Source organism: Kushneria sinocarnis (genome assembly GCF_003633775.1).
GTDB classification, from domain to species: domain Bacteria; phylum Pseudomonadota; class Gammaproteobacteria; order Pseudomonadales; family Halomonadaceae; genus Kushneria; species Kushneria sinocarnis.
In genome coordinates this window covers 14,489-32,007 of record NZ_RBIN01000009.1, presented here as the reverse complement: position 1 = coordinate 32,007, position 17,519 = coordinate 14,489, and the positions used below count along the sequence as shown (strand labels likewise).

The 17,519-nt window shown below is 65.9% G+C and carries 16 protein-coding genes; 4 read left to right on the top strand and 12 right to left on the bottom strand.

Features of this window, described 5'->3' with window-relative positions; genetic code table 11:
• Nucleotides 1-13 precede the first annotated feature (13 nt).
• A complete protein-coding gene (locus C7446_RS14230; protein ID WP_121173792.1) occupies nt 14-1,342 on the bottom strand; it encodes an NCS2 family permease in 1,329 nt (442 codons plus the stop codon).
• Between the two features lie 197 nt (nt 1,343-1,539).
• On the opposite strand from C7446_RS14230, the gene C7446_RS14225 reads away from it, so the two are divergent.
• Together C7446_RS14225 and asd are read left to right on the top strand one after the other, a co-directional pair.
• Complete coding sequence (locus C7446_RS14225; protein WP_121173791.1) at nt 1,540-2,364, top strand: sulfurtransferase; 825 nt, start codon at nt 1,540-1,542, stop codon at nt 2,362-2,364.
• 78 nt (nt 2,365-2,442) lie between these two features.
• Entirely contained in the window at nt 2,443-3,285 is an 843-nt protein-coding gene (gene asd, locus C7446_RS14220; RefSeq protein ID WP_121173790.1) for an archaetidylserine decarboxylase, read from the top strand.
• A gap of 24 nt (nt 3,286-3,309) precedes the next feature.
• Here asd and epmA read toward each other — a convergent pair whose 3' ends face one another.
• Together epmA and efp are read right to left on the bottom strand one after the other, a co-directional pair.
• Nucleotides 3,310-4,290 (bottom strand): EF-P lysine aminoacylase EpmA, encoded by a 981-nt coding sequence (epmA, locus tag C7446_RS14215; protein WP_245977861.1) that lies wholly within the window; start codon nt 4,288-4,290, stop codon nt 3,310-3,312.
• A 186-nt stretch (nt 4,291-4,476) separates the two neighbouring features.
• On the bottom strand, nt 4,477-5,043 hold the full coding sequence (gene efp / locus C7446_RS14210) for an elongation factor P (protein ID WP_121173789.1): 567 nt from the start codon (nt 5,041-5,043) through the stop codon (nt 4,477-4,479).
• Nucleotides 5,044-5,121: 78 nt separating this feature from the next.
• Between efp and epmB the strand changes: the two genes are divergently transcribed.
• Entirely contained in the window at nt 5,122-6,147 is a 1,026-nt protein-coding gene (gene epmB / locus C7446_RS14205; RefSeq protein WP_121173788.1) for an EF-P beta-lysylation protein EpmB, read from the top strand.
• A gap of 49 nt (nt 6,148-6,196) precedes the next feature.
• Here the strand turns inward: epmB and C7446_RS14200 are convergent, their stop codons facing one another.
• Entirely contained in the window at nt 6,197-6,547 is a 351-nt protein-coding gene (locus C7446_RS14200) for a protealysin inhibitor emfourin (protein ID WP_121173787.1), read from the bottom strand.
• Nucleotides 6,548-6,629: 82 nt separating this feature from the next.
• On the bottom strand, nt 6,630-7,586 hold the full coding sequence (locus C7446_RS14195) for a M4 family metallopeptidase (RefSeq protein WP_245977860.1): 957 nt from the start codon (nt 7,584-7,586) through the stop codon (nt 6,630-6,632).
• A 193-nt stretch (nt 7,587-7,779) separates the two neighbouring features.
• Between C7446_RS14195 and C7446_RS14190 the strand changes: the two genes are divergently transcribed.
• Nucleotides 7,780-8,223 carry a DUF4385 domain-containing protein gene (locus C7446_RS14190; protein WP_121173786.1) on the top strand — a complete coding sequence of 148 codons (444 nt, stop codon included), beginning with the start codon at nt 7,780-7,782 and terminating at the stop codon, nt 8,221-8,223.
• Here C7446_RS14190 and C7446_RS14185 read toward each other — a convergent pair.
• The 7 genes from C7446_RS14185 to pgi form a co-directional block, all read right to left on the bottom strand.
• Complete coding sequence (locus tag C7446_RS14185) at nt 8,220-8,588, bottom strand: DUF2237 family protein (protein ID WP_121173785.1); 369 nt, start codon at nt 8,586-8,588, stop codon at nt 8,220-8,222. The genes C7446_RS14190 and C7446_RS14185 overlap by 4 nt on opposite strands.
• Before the next feature lie 95 nt (nt 8,589-8,683).
• The gene (locus tag C7446_RS14180; RefSeq protein ID WP_121173784.1) at nt 8,684-9,475 is read right to left on the bottom strand and encodes a PilZ domain-containing protein; all 792 of its coding nucleotides are present in this window, start codon (nt 9,473-9,475) and stop codon (nt 8,684-8,686) included.
• Between the two features lie 89 nt (nt 9,476-9,564).
• Nucleotides 9,565-10,800, bottom strand: coding sequence for a phosphoserine phosphatase SerB (gene serB, locus C7446_RS14175; RefSeq protein WP_121173783.1), 1,236 nt, complete (start codon nt 10,798-10,800; stop codon nt 9,565-9,567).
• Nucleotides 10,797-13,091 (bottom strand): DNA topoisomerase IV subunit A, encoded by a 2,295-nt coding sequence (gene parC, locus C7446_RS14170; protein ID WP_121173782.1) that lies wholly within the window; start codon nt 13,089-13,091, stop codon nt 10,797-10,799. Before parC ends, serB begins: the two co-directional genes overlap by 4 nt.
• A gap of 2 nt (nt 13,092-13,093) precedes the next feature.
• The gene (gene parE, locus C7446_RS14165) at nt 13,094-14,974 is read right to left on the bottom strand and encodes a DNA topoisomerase IV subunit B (RefSeq protein ID WP_121173781.1); all 1,881 of its coding nucleotides are present in this window, start codon (nt 14,972-14,974) and stop codon (nt 13,094-13,096) included.
• 55 nt (nt 14,975-15,029) lie between these two features.
• Nucleotides 15,030-15,698: a YqiA/YcfP family alpha/beta fold hydrolase gene (locus C7446_RS14160; protein WP_121173780.1), complete on the bottom strand. Its 669-nt coding sequence runs from the start codon at nt 15,696-15,698 to the stop codon at nt 15,030-15,032.
• A gap of 96 nt (nt 15,699-15,794) precedes the next feature.
• A complete protein-coding gene (gene pgi / locus C7446_RS14155; RefSeq protein WP_121173779.1) occupies nt 15,795-17,441 on the bottom strand; it encodes a glucose-6-phosphate isomerase in 1,647 nt (548 codons plus the stop codon).
• Nucleotides 17,442-17,519 lie beyond the last annotated feature (78 nt).

The following is a 17,519-nucleotide window of genomic DNA, read 5'->3' as shown; positions in this document are numbered from 1 at the left end:
CTTCGGGCCGGGCTCAGTACTGAAACAGCAGCAGGATCGACAGTACAAACAGTACCCACATCGCCGGGCGCACCTCACGGGCCTTGCCGACCCCGACCTTGACCGCCACGAACGACAGGAAGCCGAACACCACGCCGTGCGTGATCGAGTAGGTCAGTGGAATCAGGATCATTGCCACGAAGGCGGGAATGGCATCATCCAGCCGGTCCCAGTGGATATTGCGAATCGGTGCCAGCATGAAAACGCCCACCATGATCAGTGCCGGCGAGGTCGCAATCGAGGGCACCAGTGACAGCAGCGGCGACAGGAACAAAAACGGCAGGAACAGCACGCCACAGACCACCGCTACCAGTCCGGTACGCCCGCCCTGGCTGATGCCGGCGGCGGATTCGACATAGGCACTCGCCGGGCTGGTCCCCAGCGGCCCCGAAATCAGCGCCGAGAGCGAGTCGATCACCATCGACTGGCGGATATTGCGCGGCTCGCCCTGCTCATCGAGCAGGTTGCCCGCCTGACAGATCCCCATGAAGGTGGAGAGCGCATCAAAGAAGGCCGTGAACAGGATCACGAAGATGAACGGCCAGTAGGCCACCTTCAGTGCGCCCATCAGATCGAGCCGACCGATCAGGCTGAAATCCGGCCAGGCCACCAGGCCGTGATAGTTCACCAGGGTCGCCGCCTGATCCGGCGTGACGCCACTGGCGTCGCCCCACCAGCGGCCGACCGGGGTGGCCAGCAGCGTGGTGAGAATGATGCCGATGATCAGCGCCCCCTGCTGCTGCCGGGCGACCAGTATGGCCGTGATCCCCAGTCCGATCAGGAAGGTCACCAGCATCGGTGTCATCTCGCCCAGCCCGACCACGGTATCGGGATTGCCCACCAGAAAGCCGGCATTGACCAGCCCGATCACCGTGATGAACAGCCCGATGCCACAGGCAATGGCGTGCCGCAGCTGGGCGGGAATGGCGTCAATGACGTACTGCCGGGCGTTGAAGATGGCCAGGATGGCAAACAGCACCCCGGCCCAGAACACGCAGCCCAGTGCGGTCTCCCAGGGGAGTCCGGCGCCCATTACCATGGTATAGGTGAACAGCGCATTGATTCCCATGCCCGGCGCCACGAGCACCGGATTGCGGGCGTAGAACCCCATCATGGTACTGCCGAAGAAGCTGATCAGCACCGTGGCCGTCAGCGCCCCGGAGAAGGGAACCCCGGCACTGGAGAGAATCGAAGGGTTGACCACAATGATGTACATCGCGGCCAGGAAGGTGGCAATGCCGGCCAGAATTTCCCGTCTGACCGAACTGCCGGCCGCTGCAATGCTGAAGTAACGATCGAGCACGTCTCGTCTCCGCCGATTTATTGTTGAACCGCTCGGACATCACTGCCCGGACGAGTCGCTTGCAGCGGGCGATTATAACCGGATGCCGGGGCTGCGCGCAGCGACCGCCCCACTCGCGGCAGCGACGCCGGTATGCGATCCTGTGATCGGAAGTTCGATCAAACGACCGGGGTCGCGCCCCGTCAGGAGAGGCACCCATGACCGAGCAGGACAAGCTGCCACTGATCATCGAACCCGAACAGCTGGCGCAGCACCTCGATGACCCGCGGCTGCTGATCATTGACGTGCCGGCCCGCGCCGACAGCTATCGCGAAGGCCATGTGCCCGGCGCCATCTTTCTGGATCACACCCGGCTGCTGAGCGGCGAAGCGCCGGTGGCCAATGACGTGCCCGACGAGGCCCGGCTCTCCGAGCTGTTCTCGTCGCTGGGGCTGACCGAGCAGACCCATGTCGTGGCCTGTGATGACGAGGGCGGCGGCTGGGCCGGTCGGCTGCTGTGGACCCTCGAACTGCTGGGGCATGCGCACTACAGCTACCTCAACGGTGGCATCCAGGCCTGGCGCGGCGACGGGCTGCCGCTCTCCACCGATGATGTGACACCTCGCCCCACCGACTATCACGCCGAAATCCGCCATCCGCACATGCTGATGACACGCGACGAGCTGCAGTCACGGCTGGATGACACCGGACTTGCCATCTGGGATGCCCGCAGCGCCGACGAGTATACCGGGCGCAAGGGGCAGAACCGTCATCTCGGTCACGTGCCCGGCGCGGTCAACTTCGACTGGCTGGATGTCATGGATCGACGCAACGGTGCGCGGCTGCGCGATCTTACCGAACTGCTGACCGAGCTCAACGCCCGCGGCATCACCGCCGAGCACGAGATCGTCACCCACTGCCAGAGCCATCACCGCAGCGGGCTCAGCTGGCTGGCCGGACGCGCCCTGGGCTTCGATATCCGCGCCTATCCCGGCTCCTGGCAGGAGTGGGGCAATCGTGACGATACCCCGGTGGAACGCTGAGTACAGTGCCGGCAGTTGAGCGGCCCCGCGCTTCAGGATAAGGTGCGGGCCACCCTGTCCCGCCGGAATGATGACACCATGAATCGCGAGCAGCTCTTCGCCTGGCTTCAGTACCCGATTCCCCATCACGCCCTGTCGCGGCTGATCGGCCGAGTCGCCGACAGCCGCCAGCCGTGGATCCGGGAGACGTTCATCCGGCGTTTTGCCAGCCACTACAACGTCGACATGAGTCAGGCCGAGCAACCCGATCTCGAGGCCTACGCCAGCTTCAACGAGTTCTTCACCCGACCCCTGAAGCCCGAGGCGCGGCCGCTGGGCGACGGCCTCCTCTCCCCGGCCGATGGCGTACTCTCGCAGTTCGGGCGCATCGACCACGGCACCCTGATCCAGGCCAAGGGCCACGCCTACTCGCTCACCGCCCTGCTGGGCGGTGATGAAGCCCGCGCCGAGCCCCTGCGCCACGGCCGCTTCGCCACCGTCTATCTCTCGCCGCGCGACTACCACCGGGTCCACATGCCGTGCACCGGCACCCTGCGGGAGACGGTCTATGTCCCGGGGCGGCTGTTCTCGGTCAACCAGGCCACCACCCGACAGGTGCCGGCGCTGTTTGCCCGCAACGAGCGGCTGGTCTGCCACTTCGATACCGAGCACGGTCCCATGGCGCTGGTGCTGATCGGCGCCATGATCGTCGCCGCCATCGAAACCGTCTGGGCCGGCCGCGTGACACCGATCCCCCGCGAGCCACGCCGCACGTCCTTCGACGCTCAGCCCGTCATGCTCGAGCGGGGCGCCGAGATGGGCCGCTTCATGCTCGGCTCATCGGTGGTCATGTGCCTGCCGGAGAGTATCGAGTTCAATGAGGCGCTGACGCCGGGGCAGATGGTCAGCATGGGGCAGTCGCTGGCGATCCCGCACGGCTGAGGCGGCCGCCGCGCCATGCGGCACTCAGCAGCGGGGCGTGGTGAAGGCCATCACCTCGGCCACGCTCGCCCTGCCCAGCGCCAGCTGGATCAGCCGGTCGATCCCCAGCGCCACGCCACTGCCCTCGGGCATGCCGGCGGCGAGCGCGGCCACCAGTCGCCGGTCACTCTCGACCGCCGGCCGGCCGAGGCGCGCCCGCTCGCGGCTATCCTCGGCAAAGCGCGCGGCCTGCTCGGCGGCATCGATGAGCTCGTCATAGCCGTTGGCCAGCTCCAGTCCGTCGGCATAGACCTCGAAGCGGGCCGCCACCCGCTCGCCTTCGGCATCGACCCCGTGACGCGCCAGCGCAGCCTGACTCGGCGGATAGTCGATGACCACCTCGATGCCGTCGCGTCCCAGCTGCGGCTCGATGACCAGACTCATCAGCAGATCCAGGCAACCGTCACGATCGGTATCCTCCATCGGTGCACCGCTGCGCTCGGCCGCCAGGCGCTGCAGGGTCGTCAGCGCGGTGGTGAAGGGATCCACCCCGAGGGTGTCGCGAAACAGCTCACGGTAGCGGCTCAGCCGGCGCGGCCCGGCCCCGGGCAGCAGGGTGCGGATCAGCGCCTCGGTCTCGTCGATCAGCGACTCGAGCGCCCATCCCGGTCGATACCACTCCAGCAGGGTGAATTCGATGTTGTGGCGCGTCCCTATCTCGCCATCACGAAAGGCGCGTGCCAGCTGGAAGATCGGTCCCGAGCCGGCCGCCAGCAGCCGCTTCATGTGGAACTCCGGCGAGGTCTGCAGCCACAGTCGTTCGCGCCCACCCGGGGTGGTGGCCTCGGTCGAGAGCGAGTCGAGCTGCACCTCGGTACTGCCGCCGTGCCCCAGCACCGGCGTCTCGACTTCCAGCACGTCGCGCGCATGAAAGAACCGGCGCACCTCACCCAGCAGCCGGGCCCGCTCGCGCAGCGTCTCGATGGTCGCCGATGGCAGCCAGTCCTCTACCGAACCATCCATCATCCTGTATCCCGAAACAGTGACGCGATCACGCCATGAGCGTGATCGCGTCAATCAACACGAGCTGCCGCCCTCTTCAGGCGATGCCGGACAGGGCGAGCCCTGACGGGGTAGCAGAGTCCAGCAGCGCTGAAGACGCATGAGGCCAGGCATCAGCACTGTCTGGGCGAGTGTTGCAAGAGCCCTCGATCAGGCGCGGCCGACGTACTCACCCTTGCGCGTATCCACCTTCAGCTTCTCGCCCTCGTTGATGAACAGCGGCACCCGCACCACGGCACCGGTGGAGAGCGTGGCCGGCTTGGAGCCGCCGTTGGCGGTATCGCCCTTGACGCCGGGATCGGTCTGGGCCACTTCCAGGTCGATGAAGTTGGGCGGCGTTACCGCAATCGGATTGTCGTTCCACAGCGTAACGGTGTAGACCACCTGCTCCTTGAGCCACTTCTCGGTATCGCCCACCGCCTTCTTGTCGGCGGCATACTGCTCGAAGGAGCCGTCGGTCTTCATGAAGTGCCACATCTCGCCATCGTTGAAGAGATACTCCATGTCGAGCTCGAGCACATCGGCGCCCTCGATCGACTCGCCTGACTTGAAGGTGCGCTCCCACACCCGGCCGGTCATCAGGTTGCGCAGCTTGACGCGGTTGAAGGCCTGGCCCTTGCCGGGCTTGACGAACTCGTTCTCGACGATGTTGCAGGGATCGCCATCCAGCATCACCTTCAGACCGGCCTTGAATTCGTTGGTAGAATAACTCGCCATGTTGCCTCGCTCTGTAAGCGGCGTCTTCGGCAGGAGCGCGACGCCGATGTGAAACACTGCGGAATTTGAAGTGTGTCGATGATAACGCGAACCCCAGACGGTGTGCAGACCATTGCCGCACACACCCCCGATGCCGACTGGCAGACCCAGCTGCGCGAGGTCATTCGTGATCCGGTCACGCTGCTGGACGCGCTCGGACTACCGCACAGCCTGCTCGAGGGTGCATATGGCGGTCACCGGCAGTTTTCGGTACGGGTGCCGCGCGCCTACCTGAACCGCATGACGCCGGGTGATCCCGATGACCCGCTGCTGCGTCAGGTGCTGCCGCTGGCCCAGGAGAGCGACAGTGTGGCGGGTTTTGTCACCGATCCGCTGGCGGAAGCCGAACACACCCCGCACTCGGGGCTGATCCACAAGTATGCCGGGCGGGTACTGCTGATCGCCAGCGCCGGCTGTGCCATCAACTGCCGCTACTGTTTCCGGCGCCACTTCCCCTACGAGGATCATACGCCGTCGATGGCGCAGTGGCAGGCGACCCTGGACTATCTGCGTGACGACTCCTCGATCACGGAAGCCATTCTGTCAGGGGGCGACCCGCTGGTCTCGAGCGATCGGCGGCTGGCCTGGCTCTGCCGCGAACTGGCGGATATCCCCCATCTCAGGCGGCTGCGCCTGCATACCCGGCTGCCGGTCGTGATTCCGGACCGGATCGATGACGCCCTGCTGGAGTGGCTGGGGACCACCCGCCTGCAACGGGTAATGGTGTTGCACATCAACCATCCGCGCGAGATCGATGACGCCGTGCGTGACGCCTGCCGGCGGCTGCGTCAGGCAGGCGTGACCCTGCTCAACCAGAGTGTGCTGCTGCGCGGCATCAACGATGATGCCGACACCCTGGCCGCGCTCTCGGAGACGCTGTTCGAGGCCGGCATTCAGCCCTACTATCTGCACGTGCTGGATGCCGTGGCCGGTGCCGCCCATTTCGATGTACCCGATGACGAGGCAAGGGCCCTGGTGGCGCAGCTGCGCGCCCGACTGTCGGGCTTTCTGCTGCCCAGGCTGGTGCGGGAAGTACCGGGTGCGGTGTCCAAGACACCGCTGTAAGCGGCAGGAAGCGGAAATCCGCGGCCTCACCGGCCGTCGGAAGACGCCTTCAGGCAGGCTCGGGGCCGTCGCGCCACAGCGCCACCAGTGAGGATGGCGCATGCGCTTCCGGCACCTTCAGTTCATCGCCGGGCGCGGTGTCATCATCGCCGCCCGTGCGCTCGGCTCCTCGCCAGATCAGTACCCGATAGAAGCGCTGATCGCCACGCCCGGGCGGTTCGCCCAAGGGCAGGCAGCGATCGGCCTCGTCGAGAATGGCACTGATCCGCTGGCGCTCCCGGGCCGAACAGCGCTGAAACTCGATCTGCCGCGGCCGGGTCAGCCCCGGCGCCGCGACCACTCCGCCCTCCCGGGCGAGACGGATCAGGGCATGTTCGTCGAGATCGGCGAAGCGGTTCATGGCGTGATGCCGACACCCTGCCAGCCGTCGCGGACCGCGGTTGCAACCTCGCCACCGAAGCGGCGCTCGGCATTGTCCAGGGTCAGACGCGCAAAGGTCCGCGGGTCAGGCGCTCATCGAGCAGGGTGTCATACCAGACATGGCCGGCACGCTCCCAGCTGTAACCGCCCAGGGCGGTGGCGATGAGATAGAAGGCGTGGTTGGGAATGCCCGAGTTGATGTGCACGCCGCCGTTGTCCTCTTCGGTCTCGACGTACTGATCCATGTGACCGGGCTGTGGATCCCGGCCCAGTACCGGATCGTCATAGGCCGACCCGGGCTCGGCCATCGAGCGCAGCGCCCTGCCCTGCACGCCTTCGGCCAGCAGTTCGGCGCCGATCAGCCAGTCGGCCTCTTCGGCGGTCTGCTGCGCTGCATACTGTTTGGTCATGACCCCGAACACGTCCGACACGGACTCGTTGAGCGCCCCGGACTGATTGGCATAGGCCAGGCCCACGGCAATCTCGGTCACGCCGTGGGCCAGCTCGTGCGCCACGACATCCAGCGCCCGGGTAAAGGGCAGGAAGATTTCGCCATCGCCATCACCGAACACCATCTGCTGTCCGTTCCAGAAGGCGTTCTGATACTCATGGCCGTAGTGGACGGTGCCCAGCAGGGCCATGCCGGCATTATCGATCGAGTCACGACCGAAGACCTCATGAAAGAACCGCCAGGTGGCTCCGAGATCCTCGTAGGCCTCGTTGACCTCGCGGTCGCCGGTCTCCGACTCGCCTTCCGATCGCACTTCCTCGCCGGGCAGCTGCATGCCGTGCCGGGCATCGAAAATGTGGCGCTGCGGCGAGTCGCCATCATCGGGGGCATGGCTTTCATGCATGGTGTCGGCCTGACGCCGTGCGGCATGACCACGAAAGCCGTCATCAAGGTTGAGGGTGGTCAGGGCACGACGACGCTGCTGCTCGTTGCCACGCTGAATGACCCGGTTGAGTAGGTGGGGCGGGATAATCCCATAGGGATTATTGCTCGCTGCAAGCGCTCGCATTCTATGACTCCCTGTCGACGCGAGAATAAGCCTTGGCGGTGAACGTCGACCTATCAAGGCTAGCCCATTCGGCGGGGGGCATGATTTAACCGAAGTCATCCTCTCGCTTCGACCTTGGTTGTAGCCTTTCGCCGGGCTGGCACAAGACCCTGCCTTTTCTACACTGTCGGCATCATCCCGGGAGCCTTTCATCATGTCCGACCGGCAGAGCCACGATGCCCCCACCGATTGCCGCGCCCACCCCGAGTGCTATCGGGTGGGGCGCGGCGAGCAGGGGGTACTGACGATCGAACCCTACAAGGGCGAGCTGCTGCCGCACTGGCGCTTTCGCACGTCGGATATCGCCCGCGAATCCTCGCAGACCCTGCTGGCCATGTTCGAGCAGTATCGTCGCGACGACGATTTCGTCGGCATGGACATGGCGCGCAAGTTCATTCAGATGGGCTACACCCGGGCACGGCGCTATGCCAACTACCGCGGCGGCCGCAAGTACGACCGCCAGGGGCGCATCAACGAGCGTGAAATCGACGAGACCAAGGCCGAAGCCGCGCGCATCTTCGAAGACGTCTGGAAGCAGGTGCGTGAGGACGAGGACTATCTGGCGCGCAAGCGCGAGCACCAGCGGCGCTACGGCTAGCGCGCGTAGCGGCGCAGGGTCTCCATCGGCACGCGCTCCAGCGCCTTCTCGTGCGTGGCCTCGAGCCGCACCGGGGGTGCCACGCCGGCCCGGAAGGCCTCGCTCCAGCGCTGCAGGCACAGGCACCAGACATCGCCCGGACCCAGCCCGGCAAAGCCGAATTCGGGGCGGGCCGTGGTCAGATCGTTGCCCTGCGACTTCGAGTAGTTCAGAAAGTCCTCGGTCATCACGGCGCAGACCACGTGCTCACCGAGGTCCTCGTTGCCGGTATGACAGAAACCGTCACGATAGAAGCCGGTAACGGGATCATGACAGCAGTCCTCGAGCGGTTCGCCAAGGACGTTGCGAGCCTGGTCGCTCGGCATACGGTACCTCCTTCGGGTTGAACTCGGCGATGCCACGGGCACCGCCACTCGAAGAAGAATCTGGCAGCTGTAGCGCCATCCTGCAAAGTCGGTCATCACGACGCCGACGCCGGCCCCTCGCTCTCATCCGGCGCCGGCTGGAACAGCCGGGAGGGAGCCAGCGGCCGGGTGGCGGAAGCCCCGCGCTGCTGGCGCACGCTCTCCCGCTCGATTTCACGCACGTAGAACCACACCCGGCGCTCGTGCACGGCCAGCCCGATATCGAATCCGATCCCCAGCTGCACGGTGACCTGATCGGTGTGCAGATGACAAAGCCGGCTGCTGGCCTCGAAGACCTCGCCATTGGGAAAATGCGCCCGCACCTGCAGCCGGGTCTCAAGAGCCGGCAGCGAGGCGGCCGCCTCGGCCGGGAGGGCCAGCAGACAGCCACCGATCGACAGATCGCACAAGCGGGCCCGCCAGCAGCGACCGTCGGCCGCGGCCAGCTCGACCATCACCTCCATGCCCTCGCTCAGCGCCGCCCGGAAATAACTCCGCTGACGCGAGAAGCGCAGCTGCCGTGGCAGGGTACAGTACACCCCCAGCCGCCCGGCCCGTTCGACCGTCCGCTGGACCTGCATCGGCGAACTGCGCAGCGCCAGCGCCTCCTGGCGGGCGTGGAGCATGAAACAGCGCTCCTCGGCGAGCAGCTGATCGATGTCCCCCAGACTGGTGACATCCAGCAGACAGCCGGCATGAATGCGGTCAATGGAGACGACCGACACCGGGTAGTGGACCGGCGTGGCATCGAAACGCAGGGTAATCTCGTGGGCATTGCGGGTCAGTTCGACAAAGAGATCGGCAATGGCATCGGCGTTGTCGATCACACCGTGGCGCGGCTGGGACATGGCGACATCCGTTCTGGATAGCAGACACACCGCCGGGGCGGTGTGCTGCTTCTATCGGCCGCCGAAGCAGTGCCTTGAGCGCTGCCGCCTCACTCTGCGCCGAGCACCTCGTCGCGGTCATCGTCACGATAGCCCAGCAGATAGAGCACGCCATCAAGGCCCAGCGTCGAGATCGACTGGCGCGCCTGCTCGCGCACCATCGGCTTGGCGCGAAAGGCAATGCCCAGCCCGGCGGTAGCCAGCATCTTCAGGTCATTGGCGCCGTCTCCCACCGCCACCGTCTGTTCCAGGCGAATGCCCTGGCGGGTCGCCATCTCTTCCAGGAGCTGCGCCTTGCGATCGGCATCGACGATCGGTTCACGCACTTCACCGGTCACCACACCGTCTTCGATCACCAGCTCGTTGGCGTGAACCTCATCAAAGCCCAGCCGACGCTGCAGATACTCGGCAAACCAGCTGAAGCCCCCCGAAAGAATCGCCGTGCGATAGCCGAGCCGACGCAGCTGTGCCAGCAGATGTTCCACCCCCGGCATCAGCGGCAGCTCCTCGGCAATCTCGGCCAGCACCGACTCCGACAGCCCGGCCAGCTTGCTCATGCGCTCGCGGAAACTCTGCTGAAAATCGAGCTCGCCGCGCATGGCCCGTTCGGTCACCTCGGCGACTTCGTCATACACCCCGTGACGGCGGGCCAGTTCGTCGATCACCTCGGCCTGGATCAGGGTCGAGTCCATGTCGAAGCAGATCAGCCGCCGATGCCGGCGCCAGATGCTGTCCTGCTGGATCGCCAGATCGACGCCGTGGTCGGCACCGATCGCCAGCGCGCCCTTGCGCAGGGCGTCGAGATCGACCGCATCGCCCCGCAACCAGCACTCGATGCAGACGCCCCGCTCCGGTGCTTCGCCATCCAGCGGCTCGCGGCCGGAGAGCCGGTGAATCAGCTCGATGGTCAAACCGAAGGCCGACGTCAGCCGCCCCAGCTCGGCCAGTACCGTCGCCGGCAGCCGCGGTGCCAGCAGGGTCAGGATCAATCGTGTGGAGCCGGCCCCATGCGTCCAGCGCTCATGGTCGGCCTCGCTGACATCCACGGTCTGGATGGCCAGCGCATGGCGATCACCGGCCTCTTCGAGTGACTGCTCCAGGCGCGTGCGCTGCGCCTCCCCTGCCTCGTCCAGCGCCACCAGGGTTTCAAAGGTGACCATACCGAAAGTGACACTCTGATTGATGTCCAGCAGCCGGGCACCGGCCTCTGCCAGCGCCTTCCCCAGACCGCCCAGCTGCCCGGGGCGGGCACTGCCGGTCGCCCGGATGAGCACGCGGCGGGTCATTTGCCACCTCCACCGGCAGAGTTGTCACCGGGCAGTTCGACCGCCAGCCGGGCAACCTTCTGAAAGCCCTGGGGCAGCTTGTGACCGCGCCGTCCGGGCTCACCGACGTGGTAATCGAGCTCATCGCCGCTCAGCCGCTTCTTGCGCTTGCCGGCATGGATGACCAGCGCTGCCCCGGGAGGCAGCAGCGCCCAGTCGCGGACGAACTCCTCGCGTCCGGCAGCCCGCGCCGAGGGGATGTTGATCGTGCGAGTGCCCTTGCCACGTGTCATGGCCGGCAGATCGACGGCGTTGACGACCAGCAGCCGGCCCTCGTTGGAGACCACGGCCAGCCGGGTGGCGGACGTGTCGCCGTCATCGGTGGCCGGCAGCGCCAGCGGCGCCAGCACATCACACCCCTTGGGCACGGTCAGCGCACTCTTGCCGGACTTGCTGCGTCCGGAGAGCTCATCGAGCGTGACCCGGAAGGCATAGCCGCCGTCGCTGCCCAGCAGCCACTGACTGTCGCCGGCTCCCAGCATCACTCCGCGAATGCGCGCCCCGGCCGTCAGATTGACCCGCCCCGAGATCGGCTCTCCCTGGCCACGCGCCGAGGGCAGCTGATGCGCCGCCAGGGTATAGGCCCGGCCGCCGTCATCGAGCAGCACCAGCGGCTGGTTGGACTTGCCCCGGGAGGCCAGCGCAAAGCTGTCACCGGACTTGTAGGAGAGGCTTTCAGGGTCGATTTCGTGTCCCTTGGCCGCCCGGATCCACCCCTTCTGCGAGACCACCACGGTAATCGGATCGGCCCCGATCAGTTCGACCTCGGAGAGCGCCTTCGCCTCGCCGCGCTCCACCAGCGGACTGCGACGCTCGTCACCGAACCTGTCGGCGTCCTCGCGCAGCTCCCGCTCGATCAGGTCGGTCAGGGCGGCATCGCTGCCCAGCAGCTCCTGCAGCTGCTGGCGCTCCGCTTCGAGATCGCTCTGCTCGCCCCGGAGCTTCATCTCCTCGAGCCGTGCCAGATGGCGCAGGCGCAGTTCGAGGATCGCCTCGGCCTGGCGCTCGCTGAGCCCGAAGGCATTCATCAGCGCCGGTTTGGGCTCATCCTCGTCGCGGATGATGCGGATCACCTCATCGATATCGAGATAGGCAATCAAGAGCCCCTCGAGAATGTGCAGGCGATCCTCGACCTTGCCGAGACGATGCTCGAGCCGGCGGCGTACGGTCGCCCGCCGAAACTCCAGCCACTCGTCGAGCAGCCGATCGATCGACATCACCTGGGGGCGGCCGTCGAGCGCAATCACGTTCATGTTGACGCGGGCGTTCTTCTCGAGATCGGTGGTGGCGAACAGGTGCGCCATCAGCCCCTCGACGTCGGTGCGGCCGGAACGGGGCACGATCACCAGCCGGGTCGGCTCCTCGTGCGTCGACTCATCGCGCAGGTCGGCCACCATCGGCAGCTTCTTGCCCTGCATCTGCGCGGCGATCTGTTCGAGCACCCGCGACCCGCTGACCTGCCAGGGCAGGGCCTCGATGATCACCTCACCCTGCTCGACACGATAGCGGGCACGCATGCGCACCGAGCCCCGGCCACTGGTATAGAGCTTCACCAGGTCGGCCTTCGGGGTGATGATCTCCGGGGCGGTGGGAAAATCGGGCGCCGGCAGGTAGTCGCACAGGTCGGTAATGCTGGACTGCGGATGACGCAGGCGGTGGATGGTCGCCTCGATCACCTCGCCGACATTGTGCGGCGGAATATCGGTCGCCATGCCCACGGCGATGCCCGAGCCGCCGTTGAGCAGCACGTGCGGCAGCCGCGCCGGCAGCACCGCCGGCTCGTTCATGGTGCCGTCGAAGTTGGGCACCCACTCCACCGTGCCCTGCCCCAGCTCGGCCAGCAGCACCTCGGAAAACCGGGTCAGGCGGGCCTCGGTATAGCGCATCGCCGCGAATGACTTGGGGTCGTCCGGACTGCCCCAGTTGCCCTGGCCATCCACCAGCGGATAACGGTAGGAGAAGGACTGCGCCATCAGCACCATGGCTTCGTAGCAGGCGCTGTCACCATGGGGATGAAACTTGCCGAGCACATCGCCCACGGTACGCGCGGATTTCTTGTACTTGGCGCTGGCGGTCAGCGAGAGTTCGCGCATGGCATAGACAATGCGCCGCTGTACCGGCTTGAGGCCATCGCCCACGCTGGGCAGGGCGCGATCGAGGATGACGTACATCGAGTAGTCGAGATACGCCTTCTCGGTATAGCGGGAGAGCGACAGGCGTTCGACGTCGCCCTCTTCGACATGAATGTCCATTGTCAGACTTCCACCTCAGCCATGTTGCCGTAGCGCTCGAGCCAGCTGCGTCGGTCGGCGGCCCGTTTCTTCGCCAGCAGCATATCCAGAATATCGAGCGTGTCGTCGCCGGACTCGCGGGTCAGCTGCACCAGCCGCCGGGTATCCGGGGCCATGGTGGTCTCGCGCAGCTGCACCGGGCTCATTTCCCCCAGCCCCTTGAAGCGCTGCACGCCGGGGGTGCCCCGCTTGCCCTCGAGACGCTTGAGAATCGCGGCCTTCTCGCTCTCGTCGAGGGCGTAGTGCACCTCCTTGCCGAGATCGATGCGATACAGCGGCGGCATGGCCACGAACACATGGCCGGCATCGACCAGCGACGGAAAGTGCCGCACGAACAGCGCACACAGCAGCGTGGCAATGTGCAGCCCGTCGGAATCGGCATCGGCAAGAATGCAGACGCGGTTGTAGCGCAGCTTCTCGAGATTGTCGCTGCCCGGGTCCATGCCCAGCGCCACGGCAATGTCATGCACCTCCTGGGAGGCCAGCACTTCCTGGGGGTCGACCTCCCAGGTGTTGAGGATCTTGCCGCGCAGCGGCAGGATCGCCTGGGTCTCGCGGTTGCGCGCCTGCTTGGCACTGCCCCCGGCGCTGTCCCCCTCGACCAGGAAGAGCTCACTGACCGCCGGATCCTGGCTGGAGCAGTCCGCCAGCTTGCCCGGCAACGCCGGCCCCTGGGTCACCTTCTTGCGCGCCACCTTCTTCGACGAGCGCTGGCGCCGCTGGGCGGCGCTGATCACCAGTTCGGCGAGCTGTTCGGCCTGGTCGGTATGCTCGTTGAGCCAGAGCGAGAAGGCATCCTTGACCACGGCCGAAACGAAACCGGCCACGGCCCGCGACGACAGCCGCTCCTTGGTCTGGCCGGCAAACTGGGGCTCGAACATGCGCACCGAGAGCACGAACGAGACCCGTTCCCAGAGATCATCGCCGGTCAGCTTGACGTTCTTCGGCAGCAGATTGCGGTAGTCGCAGAACTCGCGCAGCGCTTCCAGCAGGCCGCTGCGCAGGCCGTTGACATGGGTCCCCCCCAGCGGGGTAGGGATCAGGTTGACGTAGGACTCGACCAGCGCATCGCCACCTTCGGGCAGCCACTGGATCGCCCAGTCCACGCCGTGCTCCTCATCCTCGAAGCGACCCACGAAGGGCGTGGCCGGCAGCGGCTCGAAGCCATCGGTCGCCTGGGCGAGATAGTCCCGCAGGCCATCCTCGTACTGCCAGGCGGTTTCGGTGCCATCGGCCTCGACCAGCACCATTTCCAGCCCCGGGCAGAGCACGGCCTTGGCCCGCAGCAGATGGCGCAGCCGCGAGACCGAAACCGTGGGGCTGTCGAAGTAGGCCAGCTCCGGCCAGAAGCGCACCACGGTGCCGGTGGTCTTCTTCGGACAGCTGGCCACGACCGAGAGCTCCTCGATCTTCTCACCCCTGGCAAAGGCCATGGCATGGCGCTCACCGGCCTTGCAGACCTCGACCTCGAGGCGCTCGGAGAGCGCATTGACCACCGACACACCGACCCCGTGCAGCCCGCCGGAGAAGCGATAGCTCTCCTGCGAGAACTTGCCGCCGGCGTGCAGCCGGGTCAGGATCAGCTCGACCCCGGAAACGCCGTGTTCGGGGTGATGATCGATCGGCATGCCGCGACCGTCATCGGTCACCTCGATCCCGCCATCCTCGAGCAGGCGTACCACGATTCGCCGGGCATGGCCGGCCAGCGCCTCATCGACGCTGTTATCGACCACTTCCTGGACGAGATGATTGGGACGCGAGGTGTCGGTATACATCCCGGGACGCTTGCGAACCGGTTCCAGACCGGAGAGCACCTCGATGGAGCTGGCGCTGTATTGGCTCATACCACCTGTTGTATCCGTCAGAGAATAGGAATGGCCGGGGCCTGGCGCGACCGGGTCACGACCCGGCCGGCTGATCCTCGGGCAGGCCCGGCGGATCGGCCCGCAGTGTCTCGCAGACCGGGGCCGGCAGCATCAGTCCGCCGTGTGCCAGCACATCCGGCAGAAAGGCGGGGTAACGACTCAGGCCATGATCGTCGTCTTCGCTGAGCAAGAAGCGGCTGCCCTGAAAGGCGTCCATGGCCTCGCGATAGTCGAGCACCTCATCGGCGGTGCCCAGTATGACCAGGCTGGGCGCCGGCGAGGCGAAGACCGCTTCGAGCGCCCGGGCCTGCTGCTCGTGCGTTGAGTCGATCAGGAATGTCTCGCCGGTCCAGGTATTTTCAAAGGACTGCCCCTGATAGGCCACGGCGATCCGGGATGGAAAGATCGCCGGGTTAATCACGGCAATGGCAGCCACCGGCTCGTGACGGGCCAGGCAGGCCGCCAGAAAACCGCCCATCGAGCTGCCGATCACCAGGGTGCGCCCCCTCAGGGAACGCAGCGCATCCAGGGCCGCATCAAAGGCTTCCTGCGGCCGATGGGGCAGCCAGGGCGCATGAAAGCGCGGTCGCGGCTCGGCCCGGGCACAGACCCGGCGGGTCAGTTCCGCCTTGACCGAAGTCGGATGGCTGTTGAAACCGTGCAGGTAAAGCACATTGTCGACCGGGCGAACGTGATCATTCATGACGCCAGCATAACCCAAAAACTGTATATATAACCAGCACCCTGTTAACGGAGCCCGGCACTGAAGCCGGGCTCCGGGCGGCAGGCCATGACGCGATCATGCGCGCCGGCTGCCGGCCCACACGGCCTCGATCAGTGCCCGGCTGGAATCATCGAGCCGGTCGGCACCGCTGCCGCTTCTGAGGATGTCATCGGTTTCGTTGGCAATCTGCTTGCCCAGCTCGACCCCCCACTGATCGAAGGAATCGATGTCCCAGAGGGTGCCCTGGACAAACACCTTGTGCTCGTAGAGCGCCACCAGCGCCCCCAGCGACTCCGGAGTGAGCTGCTCGAGCAGCAGCGTGGTCGAGGGCTGATTGCCGGCATAGCGCTTCCAGGCCGGACGCTCCTCGCCTTCCGGCAGGGCATCATCGCCCAGCATCAGCACCCGGGACTGGGCAAAGCAGTTGGCCAGTGCCAGCCGGTGCTGATACTTGAGATCCTCGCGCAGCGTGTCGTCCTCGACATCGCTGTAGCGATCGATCGGGGCAATGAAGTCGCAGGCCACGGGACGGGTGCCCTGGTGCAGCAGCTGATAGAAGGCATGCTGACCGTTGGGACCGATTTCGCCCCAGATGATCGGGCAGGTGTTGTAATCGACCTGCTCGCCCTCGTTGGTGGTCGACTTGCCGTTGGATTCCATCTCGAGCTGCTGCAGATAGCCGGGCAGATGGCTGAGCCGGCCGTCATAGGGCAGCACCGCCAGCGACGGGATATCCAGGAAGTTGGTGTTCCAGACCCCGATCAGGGCGAACAGTACCGGCAGGTTCTGCTCCAGCGGTGCGCTGCGAAAGTGCTCATCCATCTGATGGGCACCGGCCAGCATGCGGCGGAAGCCGTCCATGCCGATCTTCAGTGCGATCCCCAGGCCAATGCCGCTCCAGAAGGAGTAGCGACCGCCGACCCAGTCCCAGAACAGCAGCTGATGCTCGGGATCGAAGCCCCACTCGTCCATCTTCTCGGACTTGGTCGACACGCCGATGAAATGCTGGCGCTTGATGTAGGCCTCGTCCTCGCCCAGCCCGGTCTTCAGCCAGTCCAGCGCGGTGGCGGCGTTGGCGGCGGTATCAATGGTGCCGAAGGACTTGGAGGAGTAGATGAACAGCGTGGTTTCGGGATTCAGCTGCGGCAGGATATCCGCCAGCTGGGAGCCGTCAATGGTCGACGCGAAGTGCAGCTCGACCTCGTGCACCCCCTCCGGGGCAAACTCTTCCAGCGCGGTCGAGGCCATCAGCGGACCGAGATCGGAACCGCCCACCCCGAGATTGACCACATCGGTGATCGGCCGGCCGCTGGTACCGCGCCACTGCCCGGCATGCAGCTTGTTCACCATCCGCTCCATGGCGTCCAGGCTGTCATGCACCGCGGCGACCACATCGGTTTCGTTGACATGCAGCCGGGCATCGCGCGGCAGACGCAGTGCACTGTGCAGCGCCGGCCGATCCTCGGTGCGGTTGACATGCCGGCCTTCCAGCAGCCGCGGAATGGCCTGTTCGACACCGGCCTCGCGCGCCAGGTCCAGCAGCATCTCCATGGTTTCGCCGCGCACGCGCTGCTTGGACAGGTCCATGCGCAGGCCTGCCGCCTCATACGTCAGCGCGCCGGCGCGCTCGCCCTCACTGAACAGGGTACTCAGGTGCACATCGCGCATGCTGTCGCGATGCTTCTCGAGTGCCTGCCAGGCGCGGTTTTGACGAATCGACATCCGAACTCCTCCTCGAACACGTGCAGCTGAAATGATCAAAGCGTAGAATGGCAGCGACCTGCTGTCCCGCCGGGCGAG